The sequence below is a fragment of the Parabacteroides sp. CAG:2 genome (assembly GCF_000436315.1).
GTDB lineage: Bacteria > Bacteroidota > Bacteroidia > Bacteroidales > Tannerellaceae > Parabacteroides > Parabacteroides distasonis.
Genome location: NZ_FR885273.1, coordinates 58,648 through 75,491, shown reverse-complemented (window position 1 = coordinate 75,491; position 16,844 = coordinate 58,648). Strand labels below are relative to the sequence as shown.

Genomic DNA, 16,844 nt, shown 5'->3' with positions numbered 1-16,844 from the left:
AATGAGGACATTATGATAGATTTTCTATGATAATTATTATTGTCTACCTATTGACATTTCGGGTTGGCTAGTGTAAAATTGGCTTAAAAAAGTATGGCTACAATAAAAGTAAAGTTTCGTCCATCGACGGTGAGAGGCAAAGCGGGTGTTGTCTGCTACCAACTTTGTCACAGACAGGAGAATAGGCAAATAACTACCGATATGCGGATATTTCCTCATTGGTGGAATGGGGAGAAACGAGAGTTGGTTGTTACGCCTGACAATGAAAAAACTATTTTTTCTTATCAGAAACGAATAAATGCGGACTTAGTTGCGATCCGGAAAATCATTCGGGAATTAGATGCTGTAGGGGATGAATACACCTTATCCGATGTGATCAGGAGATTTCGATCTCCAAAAACTGAAACCGGAATGTTGGACTATTTGAGAAAAGAGATTGGACTCCTTCATGATAGCGGTCAATTCAGTACTTCCCGTAATTATTTACGAACATTGAACAGCTTCTCCTCTTTTTTAGAGAATTGTGATATACCTCTCACCGCATTAGACTCCGATACGGCTTGCAAATATGAGAAATGGCTATGGGGAAGGAGAGTGAGTAAGAATAGTAGCTCATTTTATATGAGAATCTTGCGTGCCGCTTATAATAAAGCTGTACAAGAGCAACTTGTGGAGCAAGCTTTTCCTTTTCATGAGGTATATACCGGGATCGCCAAGACATCGAAACGTGCCGTTAGTGAAAAGACCATTTTGAAGTTGCAGAGACTTGACCTGTCTTATTCATCGGCTTTGGCTCTCTCTCGGGATTTGTTTGTATTCAGCTATAGTACTCGAGGGATGGCGTTTGTGGATATGGCTTATTTGAAAAAAGAAAATATAGGTAAAGGGGTAATTACTTACTGTCGCCATAAGACCGGTCAAAACCTGACGTTGCGAATTGAACCTTGTATAGAGGCGATCTTGAGACGATATCTATCGGACTCTTCGAAAACTCCCTATGTATTTCCAATCATTACCGATGAAAATCCGGATCGGGCTTACTTGCAATACCAAACGGGATTGAATTACCATAATCAGAAATTAAAGCGATTGGGGAAGTTAATCGGTGAGACATTGCCTCTATCTTCATACACTCCCCGCCATAGTTGGGCTACCGCTGCACGCAATCATAATATCCCTGTTGCGGTTATCAGCGCAGGAATGGGACATACCTCCGAGAAGACAACTCTTATTTATTTGGACTCTTTGGATAACTCGTTGATAGACAATGCGAATAATGGAATTTTAAAAGACCTAAATTCTACTGTCTCTTGGTAAGAAATCTTAGAAATACGTCGCAAATGTAATTATAATCTGCAAAACAAAAAAATAAAGGGGGGATTTTTGGATATAAATTGTATCCTCTGTTGATGTAACTCGTTAACAAATAGCATATATAAATACGTTAATTGTTTTCTTCTCTATTATTCTTTGTCTGGTCTGGAAAATGAGAGTGTATACTTTTTTCGACAACAACCTTATCTTTTTTCGAGTATCAAATTGAGTAAACCGAGTAAAAAAGTAGTTTTTATATATTTTATGTATTTGATAATAAGATAAATAACTATTTGTACTGTTTCTTACCAAGAAACGGTAGAAATATAGGGTTAGGGTTTCCCATTCACTGTAGTCAGGAATGGTCCTCATTTCGGAATTTTATATAAAAATAGCCGGATTAACCTTGATTGCTGTATATCCTTTAATCAAAAAATAAGGAAATACAGGAATGGAAGGTATATCCTCTTTGTACATGAATAAAAACGGTATAATTCATTGAAAACAATAACACTTGACGGCAACCATTGGTTTGCGCTAAAAGTATTTTATAACAAAGTTTTTGAGATCGAGGAATCCCTCAAGAAGGATGATATCGATTGCTATTTCCCTTGTGAGGATGCGGTGGTCATGCGGAATGGAGTAAGAAAGATCATACGTAAACCAATTATCAGTTCAATCCTGTTCTTTCATTCTACGACGTTGCGTGCGATGGAGATACAGCGACAATTCACGGACAAGGTGATACTGTATACAAGAGATAAGGAATTGAAAAAGGTGCCACTTATCATTCCGGACCGGGAGATGAATATTTTCATGTTGGTCACGTCATCCGGCGAGAAAGGAATGGAATATTTGGGGGCTGACAGTACCAAGTTTTGTCGGGGAGAACGTGTGAGAGTGATTGACGGGAAATTCAAGGGGGCGGAAGGATATATCTGCCGGATCAAGAAAAACAGCCGTTTGGTTGTCGCCATTCAGGGGGTCTGTGCCGTAGCGACCTCCTATATCCCACAAAGCTTTATTCAAAAAATATGAGAACGACAATAGAGACCGGTCTTTTTTTATCGGGTGGTTTTTTGATATCCATTTTACAGGGATTGATACTTATCCCCAATATCTTGTTGATCTCCTATAAGAAACGATTGTTCGATCAGCCCGACGAGCGTAAGGTGCATTCCATACCTGTTCCCCGCTTGGGAGGTATCTCTTTCTTCCCGGCGATACTCGTGTCGCTCTGTTTGATAATCGGTCTGTTCCATTGCGTTGGGATTCCGATAGCTCGTTTGCTAACCGATCGAAGTTTGTTGGAGTTACTGTTTTGGGTCAGTGGTTGTATGCTACTTTATCTCATTGGTGTGGCAGATGATCTGGTGGGTGTCGGTTATCGTTACAAATTTGTTGTTCAGGTTTTTACGGCGATCCTATTGGTGTTGCCGGGGGCATGGATTAACTCGTTAGGCGGTTTGTTCGGAATTTATATGCTTCCTTCGTGGGTGGGTATTCCTTTGACGGTTTTGATAGTCGTTTATATAACCAACGCTATTAACCTGATTGACGGTATAGACGGCTTGGCTTCCGGCTTGAGTTGTATCGCGCTTACCGTATTGGCGGCTATCTGTATATCTAACGGATCTTATTTTTATGCATTGTTGGCGTTAGCTACATTAGGTATATTGATACCTTTCTGGTTCTATAACGTTTTTGGCAACGCTCAGCGTGGGCACAAACTTTTCATGGGGGATACAGGAAGCTTGACGATCGGTTATATCCTCAGCTTCTTGGTAATACAACTAAGTGTCGTACATTCAGATGGGGAGGTCCGGACAAACCCTTATATGGTTATAGCATTCTCGACGCTCCTGGTTCCTCTTCTTGATGTCTTCCGTGTGGTGTTGCATCGATTACGTAAAGGCAGGAATCCCTTCTTACCGGATAAGAATCACATCCATCATAAGTTGTTGCGGACTGGTATGCGTGTCCGTACGGTATTGGTGACGGTCCTGTTAATCTCCTTCTTTTTCATAGGGATGAATATCCTGCTGTCCCCGGTTTTAAATCTTACTTGGTTATTGGTACTAAATATGTTGTTGTGGGCATTGATACATCTTATCATCAACCGGTGCATCATCCTTTATCAGGAAAAAGAGTGGCATCAATGAAATCAAATCAATTAATTTTATATCATGAATAAGAGTTCTCGTTATTCACATGTGTTTTTCATACAATTGGTAGGGTTGTTATTTCTTTTAAGCGCCTGTTCCACTACGCACCAAACGAATTATTTTCAAGATCTTCACCCCGGAGAGAGTGAGCAGAAGGTCGTGTCTCCATTGACGGTCAAGATACGACCGGGCGATCAGATCTCTATTCTGGTGAATAGCCGAGATCCCCAACTGACCAACCTATTTAATTTGCCGATCCTGTCGCAGCAGGTCGGACAGGTATCGCAAGGTAGTGGATCAAGTCGTGGCTTGTCCGGCTATACGGTAGACGATCGGGGTGAGATTGATTTTCCTGTATTGGGAAAAATCCATGTGGCGGGGAAAAGCCGGTCTGAGATAGCGGCCTTTATCAAGGATGCGTTGATTACTGGGAATTACGTAAAAGATCCGGTGGTGACCGTTGAATTTATGAACCTTACAATATCGGTTCTGGGTGAGGTGAACAACCCGGGGCGTTTCAATATCGACCGGGATCAAATGACCTTGTTAGACGCTATCAGTATGGCGGGCGATTTGACGATTTATGGCAAACGGGATAAGGTAATGGTACTACGTGAGGAAAATGGAGCGCAACGAGTTTACGGCATAGACCTTTGCTCCGCCAGCCAGATGTATGCGTCTCCCGCCTATAACCTCCAGCAGAATGACGTGATTTATGTGGAGCCGAATACCGTGCGGGCACGTCAGTCCACTGTCAACGGAAACAATGTTCGTTCCACCTCCTTTTGGATATCGCTGGCTTCCTTGTTGACAACGATTAGCGTACTTGTATTCAAATAATAATTGATCATTCAATTCATTCATTAAAAAATTATGGCTCAAAATAACGTTAGAACGGGTCAACCGGAGGACTTCATGCGGATTCAGGACTTGTTTTACCTCTGTCTCTCCAAGTGGTATTGGTTTGTCATCTCTTTGGGGATAACGCTAAGTGTCGCTATTCTTTATGTATTGGTTACTCCTCCGGTTTATATGCGGTCGGCGGCTTTGTTGATCAAGGACGAGTCGAAGGGGCAATCTCTTTCCGGCGAGGTGGGAGGCTCTTTTTCCGATCTGGGGCTTTTTCAGGCGAACACCAATGTGAACAATGAGTTGATATCCTTGCAATCTCCTGCGATTATGCTGGATGTCGTGAATCGATTGCGTTTGGATGTTGCCTATCATACGGATGGGGCTTTTTATCGCAAAGTCCTTTATGGACAGGATCTTCCGGTCTCTGTTTCATTTGCGGATTTGCAAGATAATGAATCCGTGTCTTTTACCTTACGTTTGCTGGATGAGGAGAACGTGGAACTATCCGATTTCATTCGGGAGGGTGAGGAGCTTGAAGAGACCTCGGTCATGACCTGTAAGTTACGGGAGTTGGTTACGACTCCGGTGGGTAAACTGACGATAGATCCGACCCCTTATTTTCAAGGAGCGTTCGCTCAGCCGATTTATGTCTCGCGATCCGGTCTGTATGGCACGTTATCCGCCTATTCCGGTAATTTGAGCGTAGCGTTAAGCGACGAGAAATCAACGGTGATCAACCTCTCGATTAAGGATGTCAGTGTGCGGCGTGCGGAAGACATATTGAATACCTTGATATCCGTCTATAATGAGAATTGGGTAAAAGACAAAAACCAGATCGCCATCAGTACCTCCATGTTTATCAATGATCGTTTGGGTGTGATTGAGGGGGAGTTGGGGAGCGTGGATGAGAATATCTCTACTTATAAAAGCGAGAATCTGCTGCCGGATGTGCAAGCGGCCTCCAGTTTGTATCTGGCGCAATCCAGCGAGACCAATTCCCGCATCCTTACTTTGAACACTCAGTTATCCATGGCCCGTTATATCCGGAACTACTTGACGAACGCTTCCAGCAAGAACCAGTTGCTACCGGCTAACTCCGGTTTGGAAAGCACCAATATAGAACATCAGATATCAGAATACAATACGACGCAGTTGCAACGTAACAATTTAGTGGCGAACAGTAGCGAGCGAAATCCGTTGGTGATGGATCTGGATCATTCCTTGCAGGCCATGCGTACGGCTATCATCTCGTCCATTGATAATCTGGTAGTCACGCTTAATACGCAAATTAGTACTTTGCGACAAAGCGAGAAGCAAACCACGGCCCGTATCGCCGCTAATCCCTCGCAAGCGAAATACCTGTTATCAGTGGAACGTCAGCAAAAGGTAAAAGAGTCATTGTATTTATTCCTGTTGCAGAAACGTGAGGAGAATGAGTTGTCCCAAGCTTTTACGGCATATAATACACGGTTGATCACCCCGCCGACGGGAAATATGCTTCCTATAGCCCCGGTTAAGAAGAATATCTTATTGGTAGCTTTTGCGCTCGGCTTGTTAATACCGGTCGTGATCCTGTTTATGTTGGAGAATATGAATACGACTATTCGCGGGCGAAAAGATATAGAGCGATTGACCATTCCATTCGTTGGAGAGATACCTTTGTCATATCGGGCGAAAAAAGGCTTTTTCCGGCGTAAGAAAGAGGAAAAGGCCATAATCGTAGTCAAGGAAAAAAGCCGCAACGTAATCAATGAGGCATTCCGGGTAGTACGTACCAATTTAGAGTTCATGATGGGAAAAGACGCTCACTCAAAGGTTATCATGGTATCTTCCTTGAATCCCGGTAGCGGTAAGACCTTTATAACGATGAATCTCTCCACGAGTCTCGCCGTAAAAAGTAAAAAAGTTCTGGCGATAGATATGGACCTTCGTCGAGCATCCCTTAGCGATTATATCCATTCTCCAAAGTGTGGCATATCCGATTACCTAAGCGGACAGGTTCCGGATTATAGCTCTATTATCGTAAAGGGAGAAACTATCGCCGGTTTGGATGTGATTCCCGTAGGTACGATCCCCCCAAACCCTACGGAACTTTTATTCTCGGAACGTTTTGCCACATTGCTGGAACAGCTCCGTATGGAGTATGATTATATCTTTATCGATTGTCCGCCGGTCGAGATCGTGGCCGATGCTTCCATTATCAATAAGTACTCAGACTTGACCTTGTTTATCATCCGTGCGGGATTACTTGACCGAAACCTGTTAGCGGATGTCGAGAAGTTCCATACGGAACGTAAATACGGCAACATGTCTTTGATCTTAAATGGAACAGACGGAGGAGGTAACCGTTATGGCTACAAATATGGCTACCATTACGGCTACGCCGGATATACGAAAGAGGAATAAATAGGATGTGGTTTTTCAAAAAGCAGACCAGTCTTGTGGGAAGCGGTATTTTGGAGGGATTTACTGATTACCATTCACATATATTACCCGGGGTGGATGATGGTATACGGACGTTGGGTGAATCTTTGGATACGTTGGATTGTTTGGAGAAACTAGGAGTTAAATCTATTTGGCTTACTCCCCATGTCATGGAAGACATTCCCAACACGAGCGAGAAATTGAGAGAACGTTTCCAGCTTCTTCTTCAATATTATTCCGGAGGTATAGCTCTCCATTTAGCCGCGGAATACATGTTGGATAACTTATTTGAGGAGCGACTGGCCTCAGAAGACTTGTTGCCGATTGGCAAGGCTCAAAAACATTTGCTAGTGGAGACTTCCTATTTTAATCCTCCGATGGGATTAAATAATATTCTGCTTCGGATCAAGGCAAAAGGCTATATACCTGTACTGGCGCATCCCGAACGATATACCTATATGAATGAGAAAGATTATTGGCGATTGAAAGGTATGAACGTGAGGTTCCAATTGAATCTCCTTTCCTTGATCGGTGCATATGGTCCGGAGGTTCGAGGTAAGGCGGAGTGGCTACTGAAAAACGGCTATTATCAACTCTGTGGAACTGATATTCATAGCCTTACGCTTTGGAAAGAAAGTGTTATGAAGAAAAGAATATCGGGAAATGTCTCTCGAATGTTGCAAGGCATCATAGCGACACATTTCCCGGGATAGTTAATGGAACAAGTAACGATATTCATCGCACGAGAAGCAGGGACAAGCTTTCTTTACGCCGGGCAAGTCACGATGCCCCACGATAAACGCATGAGGAAAGAGCGTGTGGAGTTTCCACAGGAGTTCCCTCAATCGCTCCTTCTGTTCCGGGGTACGGGTATCGGCGGTTTTGCCGCTTTCATCCAATCCGCCTTCATAACAAATACCTATGCTGCAACGATTGAGTCCACGGACATGGGCACCTACTTCCAGCAGTCGGCGATGCTGTGTCACGATTCCACTCCTGCGGATATAGAAATGATAGCCGATGGTACGGAATCCCCGTACCTTATGGTCACGGAGAAGCTGTTCCACCGTATAGTCACGGTCACTTTGGGTAGCGGAGCAATGTATGACGATGAAGCGGACAGAGTCCGCCCCATTCATCATCAATCCGCTTTCCACTTGCGTCAGCAGGGTACGCTCGTTGAGCGTCTCTTCTCCGCCGACAATCATGGGAAATGTTTCTTGCGTCATTGTCACTAGAATTTAGAAGTGAGAAACACAGGAAGATACACCTAATGCCGTTAAGGCTGCGATAATAGCCTGTACGATAGCTTGGACTATTTTCTTCCAATCGATTTTACTTGAATTGCTCATGTCTGTTCAAATTTGAGGGTGAATAATGTATAGTTCTTGGAGATCAGATCTCGTCGGGACTTTCGGAGTCCCCTTCCTCGGGAGTTACGATAGGTACCCCACCCTTAAAGTCGATTCTCACCAAATTGGTTTTCTCGGGCAGGAGCGCATAACGGAACGTCCCGTTAAGGATCGTATACTCGGCGTTAAACGCCGGTCGGATACTTTTCACCAGCTTAGCTGTCACCTCCTTGGGTGTGCTTACGCTTTTCTCGGTGAGCAACTCGTTGTAGAAGATGCCCAATCCGTCCAGCTTGATCTTGTAACCAAGCGCCATGTGGGTTTGGCAGAAATAAGCGAGACGTTCGATGACCCCGATCACGTCGGCCGGTGTCAAGGCCGACTCTTGTGCGATCTGGGTAGCCACCTGCTTGGTAGTGATTGTACCATAATAATAAGCTTGAGCACTGTAAACAGTTTCTCCCTTACGAGGGCCAATGTTCAAATCGATTTTTCTAGCATAAAAAGGCTGTGCCATAATGTTAAAATTTTAATAGTGAATACTCTGTTATTTTTATCAATGTCATTGACTGATACAAAAGTAAGGAAGTCGAAAACCTCACTTTCGGATGCTTTCGGTTTCATTCCGGTTGTTTCGTTTAAGGCGTTTCCGAAGTGAATAACTAATGGCTTGTCAAGTGAATAACTAGCGGCTATACCTAGTGAATAACTAACGGCTCGGGAAGTGAATAACTAACGGCTTCAGTTCCCGCTTACGGTTCACCGAGATACTGTACGATGATGCCTATTTGCCTAGGTGTAAACGTCCTGTTATGAGTCTTATAGTACGCTTCTTTCAACTCGGCGAGCAGGTCGGGGTTATGCTTCATCAGGTTACGGAGGTTTGCGATGGCAGATTCCTCGTTAATTGTATCAGGAAAATAGAGCTTCGCCAACTCCCTTTTGGAGTAGGGGCGGATGCGGAAATTTGTCTCGTTCATGACTTCTGATTTTTTTATGGTGATTATTCGATTTATAGATACCGGTCTCTATCGTAAAGCTTTGCGGGCAAAAATACGGTGGCCGCAGACAAGCGGAAAATTTGTTGCGACCTGTTGCATGAATCACATAAATAGCGATCGCCATGCCGACTAAGACACTCGACTGGTACATCTCGGACAAAGTGCGGCTGCAAGGTTACCTGGATCAATTGGGTGCGTGCGACACCATGAAAGAGGTGGTGGAGCAAGTCGTGAAAGCGATGATCCTGGATGATAACAAGCGGGCTAATGCCGGAACGGTTTTTAAAAAGGCATTCTTCGAGGCGTTGCGACCTTATTTTGGTGAGTTGGAAGGAGGCGTTACCTATGCCACATTCAACCGCCGTTGCAACGAGATGATACGCCGGCTCTCCATGGTGGAAAAGCATAAGGCCATCCAAGTGCTGCTGGATGGAAAGGCTTCGGGGCATATCGAGATCGAGGCTCCTAAGTCCGAGGAGGGAAAAGAGGGACGTATCCGGATCGTGCTGGAGATACCGTATCAAGACACGGGCAAACTCCATCTAAGCACGGGGATGTACGAATTGGAGTGTAAGGAGATTATCCTTCGTGGTTTTGATGCCGCCTATGCGGATCGTATCCTCTGCTGTTATGAGGTGGAGGGCGGTGCCGATCGCATGGCTGATGCTTTGGAATGTCTTGCCGCCCTGTCTGATGAGGAGACGCTCGGGCAAGTACATATACATTATATATATAACAACATTGACCGTGACGGATTGAGCTTACAGCAAGCGATTCTCTTGGCACGTCATGCGAAGAAATGAAGGAACATGAATATGGAAGCGTTAATGAACGAGGCGTTGGAGCGAATCAACCGGCAGTATGGCATTCGCCTTATGTTGGAGAAGGCACGCCCTGGTTGTGTCTTTCCCAAAGTGGACGTAATGGGTTGTTTTGTGCGGTTTAATCCTAAAATCAGATCTTTCCTGACACTTTATAACCTGATGTTGCAGTTCCCTTCCATCGACAGTGAGAGTGTCGTGTTTTTCCGACTTTACAACCTCTATTTGGATTGCGATGCCTATCCCAAAGCGGAGGTTGCGTTAGACCAATTGGAAAAGGAGGTGAATCAAATCATACGCAAGATTGATAGGCGTTATGTAAACTCTGTGACGCAATCCGTTGAACTGCAAATGCTGTTTATATTGCTTCACGAATCCTCTCACGCCCTCTTTTACTATCGTCCTGAAATAGCGGCTGAATTTCTCGCTGATGCACGTCGTAGTGTGGAGGAGGTCCAATATCTGTATACGAAAGGACTCCCCAACCGGATGAAGGGATACATGGACTCTATGATTCCGGATGGACTGCCCGATGATATACGGGCAGAGGCATCCAAAGAGCAACAGGAGAAAATGCGACAATATGGCCGTCAAATTTTTGACTTTTCCGGCTATTTGCAGTCCGGAGGCGAAGGAATGCTCGAAGAATTCGCTTGCGACCATTTGGCGTGGCAACAAGCATTGGTCCAGTATATGGAAAAGGCTGGGATGCTTGGCGAGGCGGTACTTCGTTCCAACATCAATCTATTGCTTACTCTCCATATTTTGGATTATGACAAGGCATTGAGAAGTATCTTTACAGGTGAGGCCGATGAGAAGCAAATAAACCTCGTCCGAGATGCGGGCATACGCCATGCCGCCTTACGTGATTGCATTTGGCATTTTTATAAGGAAACTTATCCAGCCGACCATTCGCATGAGTTCCTGCGTCAGTCCGAGGAGCGGGATGAGCGTGCCAAACGTCTATTGCTTTGTTCCACATTCAACCATGCGTCAGAAATCATTGATTTGCGAGACCAACCCTTCCGTTTGCCGGATGAACCTCGTATCAACGTTCTGGAGGAACGGTTTGCGGAGATAGAGGAGAGGATTCTGGAGTTTTGCTAATTGGATTGGTGGCACATAGGAAAGGAAAAGTAAACTATAGAGCGTTTATTTTAATAAATAGAATATGTTTGGTAACTTTTTAAATAATCATATCAGATTGGATTATTCCGATTTGAGATATAAAGAACAAGGAACTCCTATCGTGGCGCAACGAAACAACCGAATGTTCCAATTCGGTATTTATGGCGATAATAGCGTGATCTTCCAGCGTTGTATCAAAATGGGCTCAATTATATTGTTTAGCATAGAAAAATGTTCGGCCAAGGATTTCTGTTCTGGCGCATGTCTATATGAATACACGCCGCAATTCGAATTTGACAAATCCATAGCTTATGCTAATGCCGTTCATTATTATACAGCCGGTCGTGGTAATGCGATACCGGCTAGTATAAATCTATGTAGTGTATATGGTGATGATTTCACATTAATCTGCATGGTTGGGAACAAATCATTTGCGAATGCTTTTCATCGATCTAAGATGGGGAAACATTATATACATACATTCTATATGGCAGGGATGGCTCCGGCTCAGCACCATTTGCTTGCTATTGAAGAGGGATACGTTATCCATTTTTCACGAGGCAATGGGAGCGGAGCACCCCAGATTATTCTTGAGGAGTTTGAGCAAGTGGAAGAACGTGCGTTTGAAAGATGGGGAACCTACCTTTTACAAGTGGAATACAAGCATGAGGATACGGCGAATCGGCTGGTAGCTCGAAACAGAGCGTTATTGGTGTTTGCGGGATTCGTATCTTTTGGAGACTATGGACTAATGGCAAACAATTGTGAACATTTCGTGAGTTGGTGTAAAACAGGGAAAGCCTATAGCACGCAAGTTACGAATTTCTTTATTGATGCGACTTCTATTCTGGCAAGCATAATCATTAGAAATCCGGCTCCACTGATGGTCCGTCTTGCGCAACGGAAATTGTTGCTTGGTTAAAAAATGTTGTGCTTTTTAGATTCTTTTATGACTCTATTTAGTAGCTTGCTTTTTTGAAAGGATTACCAATGCTAATGAAACAAAGGTTTATCAAATATTAAATTTGACTTAATTACATGTCTACTTCTCAACGTGTTGTGAAAAATACATTGTTTTTATACGTGCGAACTATTGTTTCGTTATTGGTAAGTGTTTTTACGACTCGTATTTTACTAGGGACATTGGGTGCATCGGACTACGGACTATATAATGTAGTGGGCGGTTCTATTGCAATGCTGGGGTTTATAAGTACCTCCATGAGCGGTGTGATCCAACGGTATCTCAGCCATGCCGAAGGAAGTGGTGATGAAAGAAGGATACAGTTGATATTCAACAATGCACTAATCGTGCATTACATCTTGGCGGTTGTCACCATCATTCTCTTGGGAACTGCTGCTTTGTTTTTCTTCAATGGGGTACTGAACATTCCGACAGGAAAAGAGACGGAGGCTGCGATTATATACGGTTGCATGATGGCAAGTACCGTATTTTCCATCACTATTGTTCCCTATGATGCCGAGATTAATGCTCATGAGAACATGCTTTTCTACTCCATCCTCGGTATTATAGATGTGATGTTGAAACTGCTGATAGCGATAGTTATTCTCTATAGAGACAACGAAAAGTTAGTATTCTATGCTATCTTAATGGCTGCAGAAAGTTTTCTGTTACGTTTTATTACACAACAATATTGTCGGAAACATTATGAGGAGTGTCGGAAAGTGCAGATGTGCCACTACTACGATAAGGCTACCATTAAGGAAATGACATCGTTTGCCGGATGGAATATGACAAATACGGCCACTGGTATGATCTCCCTTTTTGGCATGAATATCGTAATCAACCACTACTTTGGAACAGAACTAAATGCAGCACTGGGTATTGCTACACAGCTGTCAGGAGTATTGATGGGCGTATCTATGAATATGATAAAGGCTGTCACGCCTGTATTGGTGAAGTCTGAAGGTAGAAATCAACGAGACAGGATGCTGGAGATTTCATATGTAGGTTGTAAGTTCTCTTACTTGCTTTTTGCTTTTGTAGGGGTACCGGTGTTGGTGTTTTTACCTTATATTCTTAATCTGTGGTTACATAATGTTCCTGAATGGACTGTAGCATTCTGTTCAATTCTGCTAGTATTAACTTTGGTTGACCAACTAACAGTACTTCTTTATCAAAGTATTATGGCCGATGGACATATTAAGGTATATAATGTGTTGAGATCTATCACTAATTTGATGCCTATCCTTATCAGTATCATTATGTTTAGTTTGGGAGATTTTTCACCTACATGGATTTTGATAAACTGGCTAATTTGGAAAGGAAGTATAGGAGGAATAGTAAATCTTATTGTTGCATCCAAGAACTTAGGGCTATCTGTAAGTCTTTTTTTTAAAAGAGTTATTGTAAAAGGGATGACAGTAACTGTTGTCGTTGCTCTTGTTGCTTGTATTGTGAAGGAGAGTGCTGATTATTTGCTTTTATCGGAACTATGGGGTATATTGACAGTTTTCCTTTTGAGTCTACCCCTTTATTGGCGAGTGGCTTTTACCCAACTAGAAAGAACGATTTTTTATATAATGTTTAGTAAAGTATTGAGAAGAGTATGAGTGTCTTGTCACGTATATGTGGAAGTCTGGAAGCTCGGATAAATCAACCGAGGTTGAGTATTTTGCGGACAATTTATTTCAATTTTAGGACATTGCCATTCAAGCAGGCAATAAAATTACCTATATTTATTTATGGTCGTGTCCGTCTCTTTGGCCTTAATGGAGAAGTCATTTTTGAGAATACTTATATAAAAACGGGTATGGTAAAAATAGGCAAAAATACTGAGTCTTTCAGTCTTTTTGATCATAGTGGATTTATTTCTTTGGGAGGAACTAAGAGCAAGATTGTATTTGAAGGACCAGCCTCTATAGCTCTCAACTGCAAATTAAGAGTTGCTATAGGTGAATTGCGTTTTGGAAAATATGCATATATAGGTTCAGGTGTAAGATTGATATGTAACGGAAGTAAGATACATGTCGGAAAATATTCAAGGATCGCTTTTGATACTGTTATAATGAACAGTGGATTTCATTATATGTATAATAGTAGTAAGAAAGTAATAGGACGTTGTACCAATCCGATAGAAATAGGTGCTTATAATTGGATTGGCAATCGATCTACTATATTTGGAGGATGTCAAACTAAAGATTTTACAATTGTCGCAGCTAGAAGTTTGGTCAATAAGGATTTTACGAAAGAGAAAGGTGAATTTATGATGTTGGCAGGTCTTCCAACTAAATTGGTGGCGACCGGTATTAAACGGGTTTTTTCTCCTAAGTATGATCAAAAGATTTCCAAATGGTTCAATGAGCATCCACAGGAAAAATACTACTTGGTAGATCAGTACGAAGATAAATTAGATGATATTAATCAAGAATTTTGAGATAAATATGGAAATCAGAAATTTAATCATAAAAGGAACTAGGAAATTGTATAGGAATATAAAGAAACCTGTTTTTAAGGTGGATTACTCTGATTTGGATAGAGATTCTGCAAATGAGAAGATACTGAAATTATTGGAAGAGGATAGACCTTGTATGATTTCTCGTTTTGGTTCGGGCGAGATAGGCATTGTAAACAATTACCTAACAACTCACTCCAATTCGCCTTTGTTTAAGCGATGCTATGATTATATCACGGATGATACTGGTTTGCCTTGGTGGGATAAACTATTTTATAAATCAATGCGTCTGAATGCTGGCATTTTTCCTGAAAGCATAGAAATTTTGGATCGATTTGCCGAACGTTACCTGCAAGATATTCCGGAAATTGATTTGTTAGGCTCATTTAACTATACTGAAAAGTTTATGCCGTTACGGAAAGGACTTATCAAGGTACATTTGGAATGTCTCTATCCATTTTGGACTAAACAACCATGGACACTTGCATTAAAAGGGAAAAAAGTATTGGTTGTTCATCCATTTGTAGATACCATTGAATCTCAATATGCAAGACGGGAACTACTGTTTGAAGATACTAACATATTACCATCTTTTGAGTTGAAAACGTTGCGTGCAGTTCAGTCTAATGCCGGTAATGATGTGATTTTTTGTGATTGGTTTGAGGCACTTACTTATATGGAAAATGAAATCAGCGGAATAGATTTTGATATATGTATTTTAGGGTGTGGAGCATACGGTTTGTCATTGGCTGCTACAATTAAACGAATGGGTAAGAAAGCCGTTCATATGGGTGGCGGTTCTCAGCTCCTTTTTGGTATTAAAGGGAAAAGATGGGACAATGATGCTTATCATTGGAAAGATTTACCACAATTGGAAACAAACTATAGTAGTCTTTACAATAAGTATTGGGTAAGGCCTTCACAAAGTGAAAGACCAAAGTCCGCGAGTAAAGTAGAAGGAGCTTGTTATTGGTAAACATTTATGGAAAGTTTAGATTATTGTTACTGGGCTTTAGGCATAACGGCTGTTTATCTAACGCTTTTACTTATGCAAAAGCGTTATAGATTATTACTTCCTTCTATAATTCATACATTTATTTGGCTGATTACAATCTTACTCATAATATTCCAACTAAAAGGTTTGTTTGTGTCAAATCAAGTTAGTAATAATGTTTTTAACTTTTCGAGCGAGTTCATATGTATATTAATGTTGACATCTGTGATAGGTTTTACTATGGCTCATATTGCAACAGCAAGGGCGGAAACTAAATTGAAGGTACAACTAATAGATATAGAAACGATTGATAGAATCTTGGGTAAATTTAAATGGATTCCTTATTTTTGTGGTATTATTGGTATTTTATTGTTTATATTTCTAATTGTAACAATCGGTAATATTGATTCATTTAGTGATTATCGTATATTAGCTCTTTCGACAGAAAGAGTAGGATATGCAGCAATTGCTCAACGGATATCAGGACACATAAACATTCTTGGTAATTTTTACCTAATGTTGTTAGGATATAAATATGGTCAAACAGGAATAGATATAAGGGGCTTTTTTAAATATGTGCTATTGTGTTCTTTTATTAATATATCTATTGGAGGAAGAGTGTGGATCTTGACTTCAACTCTGCCTTTTTTAGTTACTTTCTTCTTTAGCCGTAAATACAGTTCTTTAGATGTTGGTTTGCGAAAGAAAGATATAATGCATATAACAGTTATTGTACTAATCTTTTCATCTCTTTTTTCTGTCATAGCCCAGCTTCGAAATAAATCTGATAATCATGGAACCTATATGGATAAATTTTTATACTTAACAGATGGCTCTAGAATGACAAATATGGTACTTGAACAATATCCTGAAGATTGTTATAATTACGAATATGGGAAAAGTACTTTGGCGCAAGCCTTTATTTTGTCTCCAATGAGTCAAAAATTCTCAAAATCAATATCTCATGATCTGGGATTATCTGTTACTGTTAAGTCTATAATGCCTTATTTATATTATGATTTTGGCTTTTGTGGAGGAGCATTATTTTGGGGATTACTTTGTTTTTTTATAGAATACGTATGTATTAGGCTTAAATATAATTGTACAGTTATAGGGATTTTATTGTTTGGTCAATTATCATTTCTTCTATTTCAGTCTCCTGTTGGACATATATTTGCTGTTTATACACCAGTTTTTGAATGGCTTATTATTCTGTATGTTTTTAGGAAAAAGCTTTTTAGAGATTGTTTAGATACAAAATTTGAATAATAATATGAATCTTTTAAGACGCATTAAACACGCTATTGGTATATTTATACATTATTATATAAAGCCGAATCCTTCTGATTTTGGTTACTTTGGGCGAAATGCTTCATTGGG

Annotated in this window: 17 protein-coding genes; 13 read left to right on the top strand and 4 right to left on the bottom strand. The window is 41.4% G+C overall.

Annotation, left to right across the window (positions count from 1 at the left end; all coding sequences use genetic code 11):
- Positions 1-93 precede the first annotated feature (93 nt).
- From QVP94_RS04780 to QVP94_RS04755, 6 genes are all read left to right on the top strand, one after another.
- Positions 94-1,317, top strand: a complete 1,224-nt coding sequence (locus QVP94_RS04780) for a tyrosine-type recombinase/integrase (protein WP_005855107.1) — start codon at positions 94-96, stop codon at positions 1,315-1,317.
- 495 nt (positions 1,318-1,812) lie between these two features.
- Positions 1,813-2,352 carry a UpxY family transcription antiterminator gene (locus QVP94_RS04775; RefSeq protein WP_005855111.1) on the top strand — a complete coding sequence of 180 codons (540 nt, stop codon included), beginning with the start codon at positions 1,813-1,815 and terminating at the stop codon, positions 2,350-2,352.
- Entirely contained in the window at positions 2,349-3,476 is a 1,128-nt protein-coding gene (locus tag QVP94_RS04770; RefSeq protein WP_022192092.1) for an MraY family glycosyltransferase, read from the top strand. Before QVP94_RS04775 ends, QVP94_RS04770 begins: the two co-directional genes overlap by 4 nt.
- Positions 3,477-3,500: 24 nt before the next feature.
- Entirely contained in the window at positions 3,501-4,319 is an 819-nt protein-coding gene (locus QVP94_RS04765; protein WP_005855116.1) for a polysaccharide biosynthesis/export family protein, read from the top strand.
- Between the two features lie 33 nt (positions 4,320-4,352).
- On the top strand, positions 4,353-6,737 hold the full coding sequence (locus tag QVP94_RS04760) for a GumC family protein (protein WP_022192091.1): 2,385 nt from the start codon (positions 4,353-4,355) through the stop codon (positions 6,735-6,737).
- Between the two features lie 5 nt (positions 6,738-6,742).
- Positions 6,743-7,468 carry a tyrosine-protein phosphatase gene (locus QVP94_RS04755; protein WP_011965858.1) on the top strand — a complete coding sequence of 242 codons (726 nt, stop codon included), beginning with the start codon at positions 6,743-6,745 and terminating at the stop codon, positions 7,466-7,468.
- Here QVP94_RS04755 and QVP94_RS04750 read toward each other — a convergent pair whose 3' ends face one another.
- The 4 genes from QVP94_RS04750 to QVP94_RS04735 all read right to left on the bottom strand — a co-directional run bounded on the left by QVP94_RS04750 (position 7,469) and on the right by QVP94_RS04735 (position 9,087).
- Positions 7,469-7,984, bottom strand: a complete 516-nt coding sequence (locus QVP94_RS04750; RefSeq protein WP_022192090.1) for an N-acetylmuramoyl-L-alanine amidase — start codon at positions 7,982-7,984, stop codon at positions 7,469-7,471.
- A gap of 12 nt (positions 7,985-7,996) precedes the next feature.
- Positions 7,997-8,107 (bottom strand): smalltalk protein, encoded by a 111-nt coding sequence (locus QVP94_RS04745; protein WP_151896172.1) that lies wholly within the window; start codon positions 8,105-8,107, stop codon positions 7,997-7,999.
- A 43-nt stretch (positions 8,108-8,150) separates the two neighbouring features.
- Entirely contained in the window at positions 8,151-8,624 is a 474-nt protein-coding gene (locus QVP94_RS04740; RefSeq protein WP_005855124.1) for an HU family DNA-binding protein, read from the bottom strand.
- A gap of 235 nt (positions 8,625-8,859) precedes the next feature.
- Complete coding sequence (locus QVP94_RS04735; protein WP_022192089.1) at positions 8,860-9,087, bottom strand: DUF4248 domain-containing protein; 228 nt, start codon at positions 9,085-9,087, stop codon at positions 8,860-8,862.
- A 143-nt stretch (positions 9,088-9,230) separates the two neighbouring features.
- On the opposite strand from QVP94_RS04735, the gene QVP94_RS04730 reads away from it, so the two are divergent.
- The 7 genes from QVP94_RS04730 (at position 9,231) to QVP94_RS04700 (ending at position 16,733) form a co-directional block, all read left to right on the top strand.
- Positions 9,231-9,911, top strand: coding sequence for a hypothetical protein (locus QVP94_RS04730; RefSeq protein WP_022192088.1), 681 nt, complete (start codon positions 9,231-9,233; stop codon positions 9,909-9,911).
- Between the two features lie 12 nt (positions 9,912-9,923).
- The gene (locus tag QVP94_RS04725) at positions 9,924-11,036 is read left to right on the top strand and encodes a hypothetical protein (protein WP_130881999.1); all 1,113 of its coding nucleotides are present in this window, start codon (positions 9,924-9,926) and stop codon (positions 11,034-11,036) included.
- 64 nt (positions 11,037-11,100) lie between these two features.
- Positions 11,101-11,979 (top strand): lecithin retinol acyltransferase family protein, encoded by an 879-nt coding sequence (locus QVP94_RS04720; protein ID WP_022192086.1) that lies wholly within the window; start codon positions 11,101-11,103, stop codon positions 11,977-11,979.
- 116 nt (positions 11,980-12,095) lie between these two features.
- Complete coding sequence (locus QVP94_RS04715; protein WP_022192085.1) at positions 12,096-13,628, top strand: lipopolysaccharide biosynthesis protein; 1,533 nt, start codon at positions 12,096-12,098, stop codon at positions 13,626-13,628.
- A gap of 53 nt (positions 13,629-13,681) precedes the next feature.
- Positions 13,682-14,452, top strand: a complete 771-nt coding sequence (locus QVP94_RS04710; RefSeq protein WP_128865783.1) for an acyltransferase — start codon at positions 13,682-13,684, stop codon at positions 14,450-14,452.
- Between the two features lie 7 nt (positions 14,453-14,459).
- The gene (locus QVP94_RS04705) at positions 14,460-15,446 is read left to right on the top strand and encodes a hypothetical protein (protein WP_022192083.1); all 987 of its coding nucleotides are present in this window, start codon (positions 14,460-14,462) and stop codon (positions 15,444-15,446) included.
- A 6-nt stretch (positions 15,447-15,452) separates the two neighbouring features.
- Positions 15,453-16,733, top strand: a complete 1,281-nt coding sequence (locus QVP94_RS04700; protein WP_022192082.1) for an O-antigen polymerase — start codon at positions 15,453-15,455, stop codon at positions 16,731-16,733.
- Positions 16,734-16,844: the final 111 nt, after the last annotated feature.

Coding starts and splice junctions, on each gene's coding strand:
- QVP94_RS04780 (WP_005855107.1), top strand. CDS start 94: ATGGCTACAATAAAAGTAAAGTTTCGTCCATCGACGGTGAGAGGCAAA.
- QVP94_RS04770 (WP_022192092.1), top strand. CDS start 2,349: ATGAGAACGACAATAGAGACCGGTCTTTTTTTATCGGGTGGTTTTTTG.
- QVP94_RS04765 (WP_005855116.1), top strand. CDS start 3,501: ATGAATAAGAGTTCTCGTTATTCACATGTGTTTTTCATACAATTGGTA.
- QVP94_RS04760 (WP_022192091.1), top strand. CDS start 4,353: ATGGCTCAAAATAACGTTAGAACGGGTCAACCGGAGGACTTCATGCGG.
- QVP94_RS04755 (WP_011965858.1), top strand. CDS start 6,743: ATGTGGTTTTTCAAAAAGCAGACCAGTCTTGTGGGAAGCGGTATTTTG.
- QVP94_RS04750 (WP_022192090.1), bottom strand. CDS start 7,984: ATGACGCAAGAAACATTTCCCATGATTGTCGGCGGAGAAGAGACGCTC.
- QVP94_RS04745 (WP_151896172.1), bottom strand. CDS start 8,107: ATGAGCAATTCAAGTAAAATCGATTGGAAGAAAATAGTCCAAGCTATC.
- QVP94_RS04740 (WP_005855124.1), bottom strand. CDS start 8,624: ATGGCACAGCCTTTTTATGCTAGAAAAATCGATTTGAACATTGGCCCT.
- QVP94_RS04735 (WP_022192089.1), bottom strand. CDS start 9,087: ATGAACGAGACAAATTTCCGCATCCGCCCCTACTCCAAAAGGGAGTTG.
- QVP94_RS04730 (WP_022192088.1), top strand. CDS start 9,231: ATGCCGACTAAGACACTCGACTGGTACATCTCGGACAAAGTGCGGCTG.
- QVP94_RS04725 (WP_130881999.1), top strand. CDS start 9,924: ATGGAAGCGTTAATGAACGAGGCGTTGGAGCGAATCAACCGGCAGTAT.
- QVP94_RS04720 (WP_022192086.1), top strand. CDS start 11,101: ATGTTTGGTAACTTTTTAAATAATCATATCAGATTGGATTATTCCGAT.
- QVP94_RS04715 (WP_022192085.1), top strand. CDS start 12,096: ATGTCTACTTCTCAACGTGTTGTGAAAAATACATTGTTTTTATACGTG.
- QVP94_RS04705 (WP_022192083.1), top strand. CDS start 14,460: ATGGAAATCAGAAATTTAATCATAAAAGGAACTAGGAAATTGTATAGG.
- QVP94_RS04700 (WP_022192082.1), top strand. CDS start 15,453: ATGGAAAGTTTAGATTATTGTTACTGGGCTTTAGGCATAACGGCTGTT.